Raw genomic sequence first — 15475 nt, 5'->3', positions numbered from 1 at the left:
GCCGCGTGCGCGCAGCGCCGGGGCGATACCGGCAATGCGCAGGGCGTCTGGCCCCAGGCTGGTGCCGGGCAGGTTGGCGCCTGCATCGCTGGGTGCGCCGATCAGGGCGATGGAGGGGCGGGGTGTGCGCATGGCAGGGGCCTTTCGGGTGGCAAGGCGGTGCAGGCGGGCGACCGCGTGGACAAAGGCCGCAGGGCGGGCCGGTGTGGTCGGCCCTGGCGCTCAGCGCAGAAAGGCGTCGTAACCCGTTTTCAGGATGAGCAGGCTGACCACGGCAATGAATATGCCACGCACAAACCCCGTGCCGTGCTTGAGCGCCATGTGTGTGCCCAGCACGCTGCCCAGCACGTTGGCCACGGCCAGCGGCAGGGCAAAGTGCCACCAGACATGGCCTTTGAGCGAGAACAGAATGATGGCCGCCACGTTGGTGGCCACATTGAGCAGCTTGGCCGATGCCGAGGCGTTCAAAAAGTCGTAGCCCAGCAGGCGCACGAACAAGAACACGAAAAAGCTGCCCGTGCCCGGCCCAAAAAACCCATCGTAAAAGCCGATGCTGGCGCCGATCAGGCTGGCGGCCACCCACTCGGCGCGGCCTGCAAAGCGCGGCTGGTGGTGGCGCCCCAGGTCTTTTTTGGCCAGCGTGTAGCCCAGCACCGCCAGCAGCACCAGCGGCAGCAGCTTGCGCAAAAAGTCGGGCGAGAGCACCGTCACCGCCCAGGCACCGGCAAACGCGCCCGCAAACCCGGCCAGCGCCGCTGGCAGCATGGCCGCCCAGCGCAGTTGCACGCGGCGGCTGTATTGCCAGGTGGCAATGGCCGTGCCCCAGACAGCGCCTGCCTTGTTCGTGCCCATCAGCGTGGCCGGTGCCGTGCTGGGGAAGGTGGCAAACAGCGCTGGCAGCAAAACCAGACCACCGCCGCCCACGATGGCATCCACAAAACCGGCCAGCAGCGAAGCCAGCGTGACAACAATCCATTCCATGGGCCGATTGTCGCACCCGATTTTGCTATTGACTTGAGAGCTGCTGGCGCTTTCTGCGTAAGCCCTGGAAGCTGTTTTGGTCTGAAAAATATGCCCTGCGTGTGGATGCAGCACGGGCAAAAAAAAGGCGCCGACACAGGGGCGGCGCCTTGGCAAGAGGGCATCTCATGGCGGATGCTTGGGAATATGGTTGTGGCTTGGTAGGTTGTCTCCTCGGCCCCTCTTTGGGCGCGCCGTGGTGGTGCGCCGTTGAGTGGCGTGACTGTAACGGCATGCACCCTGGCGGTGCATAGGGAGTTTCCCTCCCCCTTTTCTGGGGCGCTGGCAGTGCAGGTGGCCCCGGTGCTGGCGTTGGCGCGCTGGCATGGCTTGTGCTGTACCAGTGGATATATCCAAGTCGGGAGGGCGCTGCCATGCACAGAAAAGCACACCACATCATGCAGACCATGGCCGTATGGCTGGCTGTGCAGGCGCCCGCCTGGGCCCAGACGGCAGACAGCGCAGGCGCGCCGGGGGCTGCGGCAGCGCTGGTGCGGCCCATGCTGGTGGCGCAGGAGTCCATCCGCGCCGCAGACACCGCCTGGGTCATGACTGCCACGGCCCTGGTGCTGCTGATGACGCTGCCGGGGGTGGCGCTGTTCTATGCCGGCATGGTGCGCCGCAAGAACGTGCTCAACACCATGGCCAGTGTGCTGGCGGTGGCGGCGCTGGTCAGCGTGCTGTGGTTTGCGGTGGGCTACTCGTGGGCTTTTACGCCGGGCTCGTCCTGGCTGGGCGGCGGTTCGCGCATGTGGTTTGACGGGCTGGACTACGTGATGGCCAGCGGCAAGGTGGCGGTCAGCCATCTGGCGCCGCACATTCCCGAGTCGGTGTACGCCATGTTCCAGCTGGGCTTTGCCATCATCACAGCGGCGCTGGTGGTGGGGGCCGTGGTGGAGCGCATGCGTTTTTCGGCGCTGCTGCTGTTCATCGGGCTGTGGACGGTGCTGGTCTATGCGCCCATTGCCCACTGGGTGTGGGAGCCGGGCGGCTGGCTGGTGCAGCTGGGGGCGCTGGATTTTGCCGGGGGCGCGGTGGTACACATCAACGCCGGGGTGGCCGGGCTGGTGTGCGCCTGGTTTCTGGGCCCGCGCCGGGGCTATGGCCGTGAACCCTTTGAGCCGTACAACCTGGGCCTGACCATGGTGGGGGCGTGTTTGCTGTGGGTGGGCTGGTTCGGGTTCAACGCGGGCTCGGCGGTGGCCGCAGATGGGCGTGCCGGGCTGGCACTGGTGGTCACGCACATTGCCGCCGCCGCCGGTGCCATCGCCTGGATGATGGGCGAGTGGGTGGTGCGCCAGCGCCCCTCGCTGCTGGGGTTGTGTTCGGGGCTGGTGGCTGGTTTGGTGGCCATCACGCCCGCAGCGGGCTTTGTCACACCCGTCTCGGCCTTGTTGATCGGGGCGGTGGCCGGGTTGGCCTGCTACTGGGGCGCTACAGGGCTCAAGCGCTGGTTGGGGGCCGATGACTCCCTGGACGTGTTTGGCGTGCATGGCATTGGCGGCATCGTCGGCTCGCTGCTGACCGGGGTGCTGGCCGACAAGGCCATCGGCGGTGTCAGTGCCAGCCTGAGCGTGCAGGCGCTGGGCGTGCTGGCCGTGATGGGCTACAGCGTGGTCGCCACGGCCCTGTTGCTGTGGCTGACGCGCCTGCTGGTGGTGGATTTGCGCGTGGACGATGCCTCCGAGCTGACCGGGCTGGACATCGCCCTGCACCGCGAGCGCCTGGGCGGATAAGGAGGATGCGACCATGAACACCAGCGATACCCTGGCCGTGGCTGCCCACTTGCATGTGCTGCTGCGGCGCAAGACGGGCCGGGTCACGGACACCGAATGGATGGCCTGCAATGCCGAATACGCCCGCGCCATCGTGCGCTTTGCCTGCGAGCAGGCCCAGGAGCGCGACCTCCCCGAGCTGGCCGAATGGGCGCAGCGCCTGGAGCGCGCCTGGCCCCAGCCCCTGGGTGCAGCCAGCGCCCCGGGGGCAGCGCGCGCCAGCACGGGCCATGCGGCGCCAGCGCCGCCTGACCTGCCGCGCTACGTGGGCGGCATCCGTTAAGCTCGCCCGAGCGCCTCGGCGCGCATCCAATGCGCCGCTTTTTCGGCCAGCATCAGCGTGGGGGCGTTGGTGTTGCCGCTGGTGATGGTGGGCATGGCACCCGCATCCACCACGCGCAGCCCGGCCACGCCGCGCACGCGCAACTGCGAGTCCAGCACCGCCAGGGGGTCGCTCTCGCGCCCCATCTTGGTGGTGCCTACGGGGTGGAAGATGGTGGTGGCAATGTCGCCCGCCAGGCGCGCCAGATCGGCATCGCTGTCGAACTGCACGCCGGGCTTGTATTCCTGGGGCTGGTAGCGTGCCAGCGCCGGTTGCGCCACGATGCGGCGCGTCAGGCGCAGGCTGTCGGCGGCCACCTGGCGGTCTTCGGCGGTGCTGAGGTAGTGGGGGGCAATGGCTGGGGCGCTGCGGAAGTCGGCGCTCTGGATGTGTACCGTGCCCCGGCTGGTGGGGTTGAGGTTGCACACGCTGGCGGTGAACGCCGGAAACGGGTGCAGCGGCTCGCCAAAAGCGTCGAGCGACAGCGGCTGCACGTGGTACTCGATGTTGGGGTGCGGCTGTGCGGGGCTGGAACGGGTGAAAGCGCCCAGCTGCGAAGGCGCCATGCTCATGGGGCCGGTGCGCTGGAGTGCATATTCCAGCCCGATCTTGGCCTTGCCCCACAGGGAATTGGCCAGCGTGTTGAGCGTGGGCACGCCCTGCACCTTGAACACGGCGCGGATTTGCAGGTGGTCTTGCAGGTTGGCGCCCACGCCGGGCAGGTCATGCACCACCTCGATGCCGTGCGCGCGCAGCAGCGGCGCCGGGCCTATGCCCGAGAGCTGCAACAGCTGCGGCGAGTTGATGGCGCCTGCGCTCAGCACCACCTCGCGCGTGGCGTGCGCCGTGACCATCTCCTGGCCGTTCCAGACCTGCACGCCGGTGCAGCGCGGGCGGCCATCGGGCTGCGGGGCCAGCAGCAGCCGGGTGGCCTGGGCGCGCGTCCACAGCGTGAAGTTGGCCCGGCCCGTGCAGGTGGGGCGCAAAAACGCCTTGGCCGTGTTCCAGCGCCAGCCGCTTTTCTGGTTGACCTCGAAGTAGCCCACGCCCTCGTTGCAGCCCCGGTTGAAGTCGTCGGTGGCGGCAATGCCCGCCTGCTGTGCGGCCTGGGCAAAGGCGTCGAGCACGTCCCAGCGCAGGCGCTGTTTTTCGACGCGCCACTCGCCCGTGCTGCCGGTGTTGCGGTGGCCGTGCAGGCGCTGAAAGTCGCTGCTGGCGGTGCCGGGCTGGTCCAGGCGCCAGTGGTCTTCGTGCTGGCGAAAGGCGGGCAGCACGTTGTCCCAGCGCCAGGTGTCGTCGCCCGTCAGGTGCGCCCACTGGTCGTAGTCGCGCGCCTGGCCGCGCATGTAAATCATGCCGTTGATGCTGCTGCACCCGCCCAGCGTTTTGCCGCGCGGGTAGCGCAGGCGCCGGCCATTGAGCCCCGCGTCGGGCTCGGTCTGGTAGAGCCAGTCGGTGCGCGGGTTGCCGATGCAGTACAGGTAACCCACAGGGATGTGGATCCAGTGGTAGTCGTCTTTGCGCCCGGCCTCGATCAGCAGCACGCGGTGCTGCGGATTGGCGCTGAGGCGGTTGGCCAGCAGGGCGCCTGCCGTGCCCGCGCCGATGATGATGTAGTCGAAAGTGGTGTCGCTCACGGTGTCTCCTGTGCCGAGGTTCAGCCGTCTGCGCGGCTGTGGCGGCCATTGTGCGGCGGTGTGATGGCGGGTGCGGGCCAGGCGGTGGCAGTGCCGGTTTTTTGCTATTTAAAAGATAGCTGCTTGCGCTTATCCTGATTGCCTTGGAGCCGTTTTTTGATAATATTTCACGCGCTGGCCATGGCCGCTGCGGCGCTGCCCGGCACGGTGCCGCTACCATCGGCGCCTTGGCCCTGTACTTTTTTTTACACTGACCCATGTCCGATTCCTCCCCCCGCTTAGAGCGCACCGACACGCCCGATGGCCCGTGCGTGCGCCTGCTGGGCCGCTGGGGCGCGGCGCAACTGGGCACCCGTGCGCAGTGGCGTGCGCTGTCGGTACAACTGCGGGGCCAGCGCGCCGCTGCGGGCCTGGGCTGGGACTTGCGCGGCCTGGAGTGGCTGGACCACGTAGGCGCGCAGTTGTTATGGAACCACTGGGGCCGCGCCTGGCCCGAGCGCCTGGCGCTGGACGCCTCCCAGCGCGCCATGCTCGATCGCGTGGCGCGCTTGAGCTGTACCGCCGCGCCGCCCGAGCCCTGGCGCCTGGCCGACCAGATCGACCGCCTGGGCACGCTGGTCATGCACGGAGTGGACCATGCCCGCCACCTGCTGCTGCTGGTGGGGCAGTTGCTGCTCGACAGCCTGCGCGTGCTGCGCGCGCCGCGCCGGGCGCCCTGGCGCGACGTCTCGGGCCACCTCTACAGCATGGGCGCCATGGCCCTGCCGATTACGGCGCTGGTGGGTTTTCTGATTGGCGTGGTGCTGGCCTACCTGATGAGTCTGCAATTGCGCCAGTTTGGCGCCGAGGCGTTCATCGTCAATATTTTGGGCATCTCGCTGATCCGCGAGCTGGGGCCGCTGCTGGGGGCCATTTTGGTGGCGGGGCGATCGGGCTCGGCCATCACGGCGCAGATCGGCGTCATGCGCGTGACCGAAGAGTTGGATGCCATGAGCGTCATGGGCATACCGCACGGCTTTCGGCTGGTGCTGCCGCGCGCGCTGGCACTGGCCATTGCCATGCCGCTCATCAGCATCTGGACTACGCTGGCCGCACTGGCGGGCGGCATGCTGGCCGCTGACATGGCCATGGGTATCTCGCCCGCCTATTTTTTCGAGGCCATGCCCGCCGCCGTCAAGCTGGGCAACCTGTGGCTGGCGCTGTCCAAATCGGTGGTGTTTGGCACCTTGATTGCGCTGATTGGCTGTCACTGGGGCCTGCGCGTCAAACCCAACACGCAAAGCCTGGGCGAGGGCACGACGGCCTCGGTGGTCACGTCCATCACCGTGGTCATCATCGTGGATGCGGTGTTTGCCGTGGTCTTCAAGAATGTGGGGTTCTGACATGGCCGCCGTACCCGCACCCGTGGTGCAAATTGCTGGCCTGTGGACGGTGTTTGGCAAAGGCGAGCAGGCGTTTTCTGTTCACCAGGATCTGGACTTGACCGTGCAGCGCGGCGAAATCCTGGCCCTGGTGGGCGGCTCGGGCACCGGCAAAACCGTGCTCTTGCGCCAGGTACTGGGCCTGATGCAGCCCGCGCGCGGCAGCGTCACGGCGCTGGGCCGTCCCGCGCGCGAGATGACCGGCGAGGGCGCCGCCAGCCGCGTGGGCATGTTGTTCCAGCACGGCGCGCTGTTTTCGGCCTTCAGCGTGCTCGACAACATCGCCTTTGCCCTGAACGAGCAGGGCACGCTGCCTGCCGATCTGGTGCGCGACGCCGCCATGGTCAAGCTGCAAATGGTGGGCCTCAAGCCCGAGCACGCCACGCGCATGCCCGCCGATTTGTCGGGCGGCATGATCAAGCGCGTGGCGCTGGCGCGCGCCCTCATCATGGACCCGCCGCTGCTCTTGCTGGACGAGCCCACGGCGGGCCTGGACCCCCACGGCTCGGATGAGTTTTGCGCCCTGGTGCGTGAGTTGCAGGCCGAGCTGGGCGTGACCATGGTGATGGTCACGCACGACCTGGACACACTGTTTGCCCTGGCCACGCGCGTGGCCGTGCTGGCCGACAAGCGCGTCATCACCACCGGCACGCCCACCGAAGTGGCGCACTTTGCCCACCCCTTCGTTGAACAATTTTTCCTGGGTGAGCGTGGCCGCCGCGCCATGGCACCGCCCACCCCCCTCAAGGAATCCTGATGCAAAACAAAGCCCACGCCATGGCCGCTGGCCTGTTCGTGCTCATCGTGTCGCTGCTGGTGGCGGGCCTGGGCATGTGGCTCACCCGCGACAACGGCAATTACCACACCTACGAGCTTTCCAGCCGCGAGGGCGTCAGCGGCCTGCAGCCGCAGGCGGCGGTGCGCTACAAGGGCGTGGCCGTAGGCAAGGTCACGCACATCGGTTTTGACCCGCAGGTCAGCGGCAATGTGCTGATTCGCATCGACGTGAATGAAGAGACGCCCATCACAGCCTCCACGTTTGCCGTGCTGGGCTACCAGGGCGTGACCGGCCTGGCCTACGTGCTGCTGGACGACGCAGGCGAAGACCACCCCCCGCTGCCCCCCGGCGACAGCGGCCTGCCGCGCCTGCCGCTCGAATCCTCGCCCTTCAGCAAGCTGGCCGACCAGGGGCCGGTGATCCTGGGCCGCCTGGACGACGCCGTGCAACGCCTGAACCAGGTGCTGGGCGAAGAAAACCAGAAACACATCACCAGTGCGCTGGTGAACATCGGCCAGGCGGCAGGCAGCGTGCATGCCCTGAGCTTGAAGCTCGATGCCACCGTCACCCAGCGGCTCGACCCCGCGCTGGCCGCTGTACCCGCCCTGGCCGCGCAGGCGCGCCAGACCCTACAGACGCTGCAACAGGCCGGTGCCAACACCGCCAGTGCCGCCGCCGACATGGGCCAGGTGGCCCGGCGCCTGAACGAGCCCGATGGCGTCATCGACCAGACCGCGCGCGGCACCTTGGCGCTGAGCCGCTCGCTGGAGCGCTTCAACGCCGTCACCCTGCCCCGGGTGGAGGCCGCCACCGACGCCACCGCCCGCGCCGCGCGCCAGTTTGGCCGCATGACGGCGGGCGTCAGCGACAACCCCCAGGCCCTCATTTACGGCCCCGGCGCGCCCTTGCCCGGCCCCGGTGAGGCCGGTTTTGTGGCCCCCGTGCCTGCTGTCGCACCTGCCAAGCCCTGACAAGGATTGCTATGAATGCTCTTAAAAAAATAGCTGCTAGCGCCCGTCCAGCAAGCGTTGTAGCCACTTTTGCTGCTATTTTTCTGGCTGGATGCTCGGCTCTGCCCCAGCCGCCGGTGCGCCCCGTGCTCTACGACCTGGGGCCGGGCCAACTGGCCCCCGCCGCCGAGCAGCCACCGCTGCCCGCACTGGCGCTGGCCGATGTGCAAAGCGCCGGCCCGGTCGATGGCAGCACCGCCGTGCACTACCGCCTGGCCTACGCCGACGCCCGCCAGTTGCGCCCCTACCAAAGCGCGCGCTGGAGCCAGCCGCCCGCCCAACTGCTGGAGCAGCGCCTGCGCGCCGTGCTGGGTGAGCGCCGTGCCGTGCTGCGCGCCGACAAAGCGCTGATTGCCGCGCGCCAGGGCCAAGCGCCCACAGCGGTGCTGCGCGTGGAGCTGGAAGAGTTCAGCCAGATTTTCACGAGCGAGCAGGGCAGCACCGGCGTGGTGCGCCTGCGCGCCACCCTGGTCGAGCCCACGCCCACGGGCGAGCAGCTGCTGGGCCAGCGCCTGTTTGTGGCCCAGCAGGCCGCCACCAGTGCCGACGCCGCCGGTGGCACCCGCGCCCTGGCCGAGGCCACGCAGCAGGCCGCGCAGGCGCTGGCGCAGTGGCTGGAGCAGCAGGGCCGCTGATGCCCGGCTGAGGCCCCGCCTGCGCGCAAGCAGCCGCGCAGCCCCGCCGTTGTCTCGTGCCCGGGGCGCGCGGTTGTCCTGCACGAAAGTAGGCAAGCACTGACGTGCTGTGCCCCGCGCTGCCTACGCGGCGGGCGCGCCCTCGGACGTAGAGTCTCCCCATCGCCCATGCAGGTGTTCCACACACAACGGGTGGATGGCGCAGGCGAGACTTTTTCTGAGGATCAAAGCCATGAACGAAGACCGCATCAAAGGCAACTGGAAGCAATTCACCGGCAAGCTGCAAGAGCAGTGGGGCAAGCTCACCAACGATGACCTGGACGTGATCGCTGGCAAGCGCGACCAATTTCTGGGCAAGCTGCAAGAGCGCCACGGCTTGGCCCGCGACGCCGCAGAAACGCAGCTCAAGGAATGGCAGGCACGCCACCCCGAATTCCGGTTTGACGACTGAGAGCGAATCGGATTTTGGCCATTCTTTATTCTTCAGGAGCATTCAGCATGACAAGCTTGACCCGTAATTTTCTGGCCCTCATGGCCGCTGGCATGGTCGCCAGTGTCTCGATGGCCATGCAGCCCGCCGAGCACACGGCGGCCAAAGAGCGCATCAGCGCCGATTACAAGATGCACAAGGACAAGTGCAGCGCCATGCAGGGCAACGCCAAAGACATCTGCATGCAAGAGGCCAAGGGCGCTGAGAAAGTGGCCAAGGCCGAGCTGGAAGCACAGTACCGCCCCAGCGACAAAACCCAGTACAAGGCCCGTGTTGCCCACGCCGATGCCGCGTACGACGTGGCCAAAGAAAAGTGCGACGACCTGACTGGCAATGCCAAGGACGTGTGCCGCAAGGATGCCAAGGCCGCCCATGTGCGCGCCGTGGAAAACGCCAAGGTCGCCCAGGTGCAGGCCCAGCCCGCCGCCACCGCCGCTGAAAAAGGCGCCGCCGTTGCCGAAGCCCGCAAGGACGCCGCTGCCGAGAAGCGTGAAGCCGATTACAAGGCCGCCGCCGAGCGCTGCGATGCCATGACCGGCGACCTCAAAGCCAAGTGCGTGGATGACGCCAAACGGATGTACGCCCAGTAACGGCCCCGCAGGGCCGCCATGGCGCAGCGCCCACACCTGCCACAGCGCAGGGGTGGGCGCTGCTGCTTTCAGCGCATCAGCGCCTCAATGTCATCGGCCTTGACTGGCACGCCGCGCGTGATTAGCTCGCAGCCCGTGTCGGTGACGATGGCGTCGTCTTCGATGCGGATGCCGATGCCGTGGAACTGCGCAGGCACATCGGCGCCGGGGCGCACGTACAGGCCCGGCTCAATGGTCAGCACCATGCCTGCGCGCAGGATGCGGCTGGGCCGGTCCTGGATGATTTCGCCCGAGAGCGGGTCGCGCCGCTGGCTGACCTGGCCGATCTCAGCGGGCTCCACGTAGCTGCCGCAGTCGTGTACGTCCATGCCCAGCCAGTGGCCGGTGCGGTGCATGTAGAACGGGAAATAGGCCCGGTTGGCGATCACGTCCTGCACGGTGCCCACCTTGGTTTTGTCCAGCAGGCCCAGGTCGAGCAAGCCTTGCGCCAGCACGGCCACGGTGGCCTCGTGCGGGTCGGTGAAGCGGGCGCCTGCGCGCGTGGCGGCAATGGCCGCTTCCTGGCTGGCCAGCACCAGGTCGTAGAGCGCGCGCTGCGGCCCCGTGAACTGGCCGTTGGCGGGAAAAGTGCGCGTGATGTCGCTGGCGTAGCCGTCGAGTTCGCAGCCCGCGTCGATCAGCACCAGCTCGCCTGCCCGGATGGGGGCGGTATCGGCGCGGTAGTGCAGCACGCAGGCATTGGCGCCCGCCGCGACGATGCTGTTGTAGGCCACCGACTGCGCCCCGTGGCGGCGGAACTCGTGCAGCAGCTCGGCTTCGAGGTGGTATTCGCGCACATCCTGGCCCGCGCGCAGCATCTGTGCCGACGTTTGCATGGCGCGCACATGGGCGCCGGCGCTGATCTGCGCGGCGCGGCGCATCACGTCCTGCTCGTGCGTGTCTTTGACCAGGCGCATTTCATCCAGCAGCACGCACAGGTCGTTTTGCTGTGTGGGGCACAGCGCGCCAAAGCGCACCCGCGCACGCACGGGCGCCAGCCAGCCTTCCACGCGCGCGGCCAGGCCGCTGTGGGTGGCAAACGGGTACCAGACGGCGCTGTGGTTTTCCAGCAGGCGCGGCAGGCGCGCGTCGAGTTCGCCCACCGCCAGGGCGGCATCCACGCCCAGCGCGCCGGGCGCGGCCTCGGGGCCCAGGCGGTAGCCGTCCCAGATTTCGCGTTCCAGGTCTTTGGGCTGGCAAAACAGTGTGCTGTGGCCATCGCCCGTGAGCACCAGCCAGGCGTGGGGCTCGGTAAAGCCGGTGAGGTAGTAAAAATAGCTGTCGTGGCGGTACGGGAAGTCGCTGTCGCGGTTGCGCGGGCGCTCAGGGGCCGTGGGGATGATGGCGACGGCGTGGGGGCCGAGTTGCGCGGCCAGGCGCGCACGGCGTTGGGCATAGACGGAGTTCATCCGACCATCGTAATGCGCCCCGAGGACGCGCGCCCGCGCCCCCCACAGCGTGCCCCCACTGGCGGCGGGGACTGCGCCAGTGCCGACTCAGCCAGTGGCCTGGGCGTCGGTCTGGGTCAGTACGCGAAAGGGCGCCCGCTCGCCGCGCTGCCCGTCCGGAGATAGCGCTGGCGCTGCGGCCTGGGCCTGCGGGTGCGGTTCGGTGCGGCGTGTGTGCCCTTCGAGCCGGGCCACACGCTCTGCGTACATGCGTGCCAGGGCGCTGTGGTGTTCTGCGGCGGCTTCATGTTCCAGTTGGGCAAAGCGCGCTTCACGCAGCATGGTTTCTGCGCGCCGGGCATAGGCTTTCGAACTCAGATTGAAAAAGTCGAACATGGCACACCTCCTGAACCGCCGGGCGCAGCAAAGCCCGTATCCCCATTGTGTGGCGTGGTGCAGGTGCGGGTGTCGGACGCGGGCGCATCCGGTTGTAGTCCACCCGGGCAGGCGGCGTGTAGCTAGAAGGCTGTGGTGTTGAGTGCGGCCAGCCGCTCGGGCGTGCCCACGTCTGTCCAGCGGCCTTCGTAGAGCTGCGCCGACACTCTGCCCGCATCCATGGCGCGGCGCAGCAGCGGGCCCAGCGGTGCCGCTTCGCCCTGCGGGTTACCCGGGGCGATGTTGCACCACGGCGGGCCAAACAGTTCGGCGCGCAGCAGGGCGATGGTGCTGTAGGTGTAGCGCGGGCCGGGGTGCTCGGCGCCCAGGTTCAGCGCCAGGCCATCGGGGCTGAGGCCGAAGTCACCGCGCGGGTGGTGCGCGGGGTTGGGCACCAGCCACAGGTGGGCCAGCATGGGGCTGGCGGCAAAGGCGTGCAGCGCCTCGGGGGCAAAGACAAAGTCGGGCGCAAACACGTCGCCTGCGGCCAGCCAAAAGATGTCGTCCAGCAGCGGCAGGGCGCGTGCAATGCCGCCTGCTGTCTCCAGCGCGGCACCAAAATCGCGGCCTTCTTGGGAGTAAAAAATTGATAGCTGCTCGCGCTTATCAGCAAAGGGCTGGAGGCCAAAATGGCTTCCAAAATAATCACTGATCTGCGCGCCCAGCCAGGCGGTGTTGATGGCCACGGCGCCCAGCCCGGCAGCGGCCAGCGCCTCCAGGTGCCACTGCAGTAGCGGCTGGCCCTGCACCACCAGCAGGGGCTTGGGGGTGGCATCGGTCAGGGGGCGCATGCGCTCGCCCCGGCCAGCGGCCAGCAGCAGCGCGCGGGCGCGGGCCGGGTGCGCGGGCTGGGCCGTGGACAGAGCGGTGGGCGTGGGCAGGGCAGCGCCTGCACAGGCGCTGGCAGAGGGCGAAGGGGGCAGGCGGTTCATGGCGCGCACTGTAGTGCATGGCCTGCGCGCCGGGGTGCGCGCAGCAGGGGGCGCGGGGCGCACCGCTAAAATCGCCGGTTTTTCCCTCACCTCCTGACCGGAACCGCCCCATGGCCAACTCTCAACAAATGGCGAATGCAATCCGCGCACTCGCAATGGATGCCGTTCAACAAGCCAATTCCGGCCACCCCGGTGCCCCCATGGGCATGGCCGACATGGCGGTGGCGCTGTGGGGCCGTCACCTCAAGCACAACCCCGCCAACCCGCAGTGGTTTGACCGTGACCGCTTTGTGCTCTCCAACGGCCACGCCTCCATGCTGCTGTACGCGGTGCTGCACCTGTCTGGCTACGACCTGCCCGTGCAAGAGCTGAAGAACTTCCGCAAGCTGCACAGCAAAACCGCTGGCCACCCCGAAGTGGGCGTGACCCCCGGCGTGGAAACCACCACCGGCCCGCTGGGCCAGGGCATCACCAACGCCGTGGGTTTTGCCCTGGCCGAGAAGCTGCTGGCAGCCGAGTTCAACCGCGACAAGCACACCATCGTCAACCACCACACCTACACCTTCCTGGGCGATGGCTGCCTGATGGAAGGCATCAGCCACGAGGCCGTGGCCCTGGCCGGTGCCTGGAAGCTGAACAAGCTCATCGCCCTGTACGACGACAACGGCATCAGCATCGACGGCCAGGTAGCCCCCTGGTTCATCGACAACACGCCCCAGCGCTTCACGGCCTGCGGCTGGAACGTGATCAACAACGTTGATGGTCACGACGCCGACGCCGTGGCCGCCGCCATTGCCAAGGCCAAAAAGAGCAGCGACAAGCCCACGCTCATCGTCTGCAAGACGGCCATTGGCAAAGGCAGCCCCAACCGTGCCAACACCGCCAAGGCCCACGGCGAGCCCCTGGGTGCCGAAGAAATCAACCTGACCCGCGCCGCCCTGGGTTGGTCGCACGAGCCCTTCGTGGTGCCCGAATCGGTGTATGCCGATTGGGATGCCAAGGCGACAGGCCAGGCCGCTGAGGCCGACTGGACGCTGCGCTTTGCTGCTTACGAAGCCGCTTACCCCGAACTGGCGTTCGAGTTCACCCGCCGCATGCGCGGTGACCTGCCCAAGGCGTTTGCCCAAGTGGCCGTCGATACCGTGGTCGAAGCCCACCGCAAGGGCGAAACCGTGGCCAGCCGCAAGGCCAGCCAACTGGCGCTGGAAGCCTTCACCGCCGCGCTGCCCGAACTGCTGGGCGGCAGCGCCGACCTGACCGGCTCCAACCTGACCAACACCAAGAGCACGCCCGCGCTGCGCATGGATGCCAAGGGCGCCGTGGTCAAGACGGAAGATGGCCAGATTGGCCGCCACATCAACTACGGCGTGCGCGAATTCGGCATGGCCGCCATCATGAACGGCGTGGCGCTGCACGGTGGCTTCATTCCCTACGGCGGCACCTTCCTCACGTTCAGCGACTACAGCCGCAATGCCATCCGCATGGCTGCGCTGATGAAGCTGCGCGTGGTGCATGTGTTCACCCACGACTCCATCGGCCTGGGCGAAGACGGCCCCACGCACCAGTCCATTGAGCACGCTGCCAGCCTGCGCTTGATTCCCAACCTGGACGTGTGGCGCCCCGCCGACACCACCGAAACCGCCGTCGCCTGGAGCGTGGCCATTTCGCAGCGCGACAAGCCCACGGCGCTGCTGCTGTCGCGCCAGAACCTGGCCTACGCACCCAAGCGCGACGTGGGCGATATCTCGCGCGGCGCCTATGTGCTGTCCGAGCCCACCGACGTGGGCCTGAAGAAAAAACTGCAAGCGGTCATCATCGCCACCGGCTCTGAGGTGCAACTGGCGCTCAAGGCGCAGCGCCTGCTGGCCGCCAAGAAGATCGCTGTCCGCGTCGTCTCCATGCCCAGCACCACCACGTTTGACCGCGAAGACATCAAGTACAAGAAGGCCGTGCTGCCCACCGGCGTGCCGCGCATTGCCGTGGAGATGGGCGTGACCGACTTCTGGTGGAAGTACGGCTGTGCCGCTGTGGTGGGCATTGACAGCTACGGCGAGTCGGCCCCCGCGCCGGTGCTGTTCGAGCACTTCGGCTTCACTGAAGACAACGTGGTCGCCACCGTGCAGGCCGCCCTCAAGCGCAAGTGATTTTTGGCAAGCAACCCTCTGGAGAGAAACACATGACCACCATCAAGATTGGTATCAACGGCTTTGGCCGCATTGGCCGCAACGTGCTGCGCTCGGCACTGCAAAACTTCAGCGACATCGAAGTCGTGGGCATCAACGACCTGCTGGAGCCCGACTACCTTGCCTACATGCTGCAATACGACAGCGTGCATGGCCGCTTCAAGGGCGAAGTGTCGGTGGAAGGCTCCAACCTCATCGTCAACGGTAAAAAGATCCGCCTGACGCAAGAGCGCGACCCGGCCAACCTGAAGTGGAACGAAGTCGGCGCCGATATCGTCATCGAATCCACGGGCCTGTTCCTGGACAAGGTGACGGCACAAAAGCACATCGATGCCGGTGCCAAGAAGGTGATTTTGTCGGCCCCCTCCAAGGACGACACGCCCATGTTCGTCTTCGGCGTGAACGACCAGACCTACGCCGGTCAGGCCATCATCAGCAACGCCAGCTGCACCACCAACTGCCTGGCACCCGTGGCCAAGGTGCTCAACGACAAGTGGGGTATCAAGCGCGGCCTGATGACCACCGTGCACGCCGCCACCGCCACGCAAAAGACGGTGGACGGCCCCAGCAACAAAGACTGGCGCGGTGGCCGTGGCATTCTGGAAAACATCATCCCCAGCAGCACGGGTGCAGCCAAGGCCGTGGGCGTGGTGCTGCCTGAACTCAAGGGCAAGCTGACAGGCATGTCGTTCCGCGTGCCCACGTCTGACGTGTCGGTGGTGGACTTGACCGTGGAACTGGCCAATGCCGCCACCTACGAAGAAATCAAGGCCGAGATGAAGGCCCAGTCCGAAGGCGCGCTCAAGGGCGTGCTGGGCTA

General features: G+C 67.4%; 15 protein-coding genes. 10 read left to right on the top strand and 5 right to left on the bottom strand.

Annotation, left to right across the window (positions count from 1 at the left end):
* Positions 1-222 precede the first annotated feature (222 nt).
* Positions 223-981: a sulfite exporter TauE/SafE family protein gene (locus PHX69_RS09725; RefSeq protein ID WP_288043528.1), complete on the bottom strand. Its 759-nt coding sequence runs from the start codon at positions 979-981 to the stop codon at positions 223-225.
* Positions 982-1394: 413 nt separating this feature from the next.
* Here PHX69_RS09725 and PHX69_RS09720 point away from each other — a divergent pair, with 413 nt between their 5' ends.
* Both PHX69_RS09720 and PHX69_RS09715 read left to right on the top strand, forming a co-directional pair.
* Entirely contained in the window at positions 1395-2756 is a 1362-nt protein-coding gene (locus tag PHX69_RS09720; protein ID WP_288043527.1) for an ammonium transporter, read from the top strand.
* 13 nt (positions 2757-2769) lie between these two features.
* Complete coding sequence (locus PHX69_RS09715; protein ID WP_119013226.1) at positions 2770-3078, top strand: hypothetical protein; 309 nt, start codon at positions 2770-2772, stop codon at positions 3076-3078.
* Here the strand turns inward: PHX69_RS09715 and PHX69_RS09710 are convergent.
* A complete protein-coding gene (locus PHX69_RS09710; protein WP_288043525.1) occupies positions 3075-4754 on the bottom strand; it encodes a GMC family oxidoreductase in 1680 nt (559 codons plus the stop codon). The two genes, PHX69_RS09715 and PHX69_RS09710, sit on opposite strands and share 4 nt — an antisense overlap.
* A gap of 257 nt (positions 4755-5011) precedes the next feature.
* Here PHX69_RS09710 and PHX69_RS09705 point away from each other — a divergent pair, with 257 nt between their 5' ends.
* The 6 genes from PHX69_RS09705 to PHX69_RS09680 all read left to right on the top strand — a co-directional run bounded on the left by PHX69_RS09705 (position 5012) and on the right by PHX69_RS09680 (position 9678).
* Positions 5012-6136, top strand: coding sequence for an MlaE family ABC transporter permease (locus PHX69_RS09705; protein ID WP_288043523.1), 1125 nt, complete (start codon positions 5012-5014; stop codon positions 6134-6136).
* Position 6137: 1 nt separating this feature from the next.
* Positions 6138-6932 (top strand): ABC transporter ATP-binding protein, encoded by a 795-nt coding sequence (locus PHX69_RS09700; RefSeq protein ID WP_288043521.1) that lies wholly within the window; start codon positions 6138-6140, stop codon positions 6930-6932.
* Positions 6932-7924 carry an MlaD family protein gene (locus tag PHX69_RS09695; protein WP_119013222.1) on the top strand — a complete coding sequence of 331 codons (993 nt, stop codon included), beginning with the start codon at positions 6932-6934 and terminating at the stop codon, positions 7922-7924. The genes PHX69_RS09700 and PHX69_RS09695 overlap by 1 nt, the downstream gene beginning before the upstream one ends.
* Positions 7925-7935: 11 nt before the next feature.
* Positions 7936-8598 carry an ABC-type transport auxiliary lipoprotein family protein gene (locus PHX69_RS09690; RefSeq protein ID WP_119013221.1) on the top strand — a complete coding sequence of 221 codons (663 nt, stop codon included), beginning with the start codon at positions 7936-7938 and terminating at the stop codon, positions 8596-8598.
* Between the two features lie 232 nt (positions 8599-8830).
* The gene (locus PHX69_RS09685; RefSeq protein WP_119013220.1) at positions 8831-9049 is read left to right on the top strand and encodes a CsbD family protein; all 219 of its coding nucleotides are present in this window, start codon (positions 8831-8833) and stop codon (positions 9047-9049) included.
* Positions 9050-9096: 47 nt separating this feature from the next.
* Positions 9097-9678 carry a hypothetical protein gene (locus tag PHX69_RS09680; RefSeq protein ID WP_288043520.1) on the top strand — a complete coding sequence of 194 codons (582 nt, stop codon included), beginning with the start codon at positions 9097-9099 and terminating at the stop codon, positions 9676-9678.
* A gap of 68 nt (positions 9679-9746) precedes the next feature.
* Here PHX69_RS09680 and PHX69_RS09675 read toward each other — a convergent pair whose 3' ends face one another.
* The 3 genes from PHX69_RS09675 to PHX69_RS09665 all read right to left on the bottom strand — a co-directional run bounded on the left by PHX69_RS09675 (position 9747) and on the right by PHX69_RS09665 (position 12472).
* Positions 9747-11126 (bottom strand): aminopeptidase P N-terminal domain-containing protein, encoded by a 1380-nt coding sequence (locus PHX69_RS09675; protein ID WP_288043518.1) that lies wholly within the window; start codon positions 11124-11126, stop codon positions 9747-9749.
* 87 nt (positions 11127-11213) lie between these two features.
* Complete coding sequence (locus tag PHX69_RS09670) at positions 11214-11501, bottom strand: hypothetical protein (protein WP_288043517.1); 288 nt, start codon at positions 11499-11501, stop codon at positions 11214-11216.
* Between the two features lie 122 nt (positions 11502-11623).
* Positions 11624-12472, bottom strand: coding sequence for a sugar phosphate nucleotidyltransferase (locus PHX69_RS09665; RefSeq protein WP_288043516.1), 849 nt, complete (start codon positions 12470-12472; stop codon positions 11624-11626).
* Between the two features lie 110 nt (positions 12473-12582).
* Here PHX69_RS09665 and tkt point away from each other — a divergent pair, with 110 nt between their 5' ends.
* Together tkt and gap are read left to right on the top strand one after the other, a co-directional pair.
* On the top strand, positions 12583-14616 hold the full coding sequence (gene tkt / locus PHX69_RS09660) for a transketolase (protein WP_119013215.1): 2034 nt from the start codon (positions 12583-12585) through the stop codon (positions 14614-14616).
* Positions 14617-14648: 32 nt separating this feature from the next.
* The coding region (gene gap / locus PHX69_RS09655; RefSeq protein WP_288043515.1) for a type I glyceraldehyde-3-phosphate dehydrogenase at positions 14649-15475 on the top strand (827 nt) is incomplete at its 3' end.

This window comes from Simplicispira sp. (assembly GCF_028687295.1).
GTDB lineage: Bacteria > Pseudomonadota > Gammaproteobacteria > Burkholderiales > Burkholderiaceae_C > Simplicispira > Simplicispira metamorpha.
This window is presented reverse-complemented; position numbering and strand designations above follow the sequence as displayed.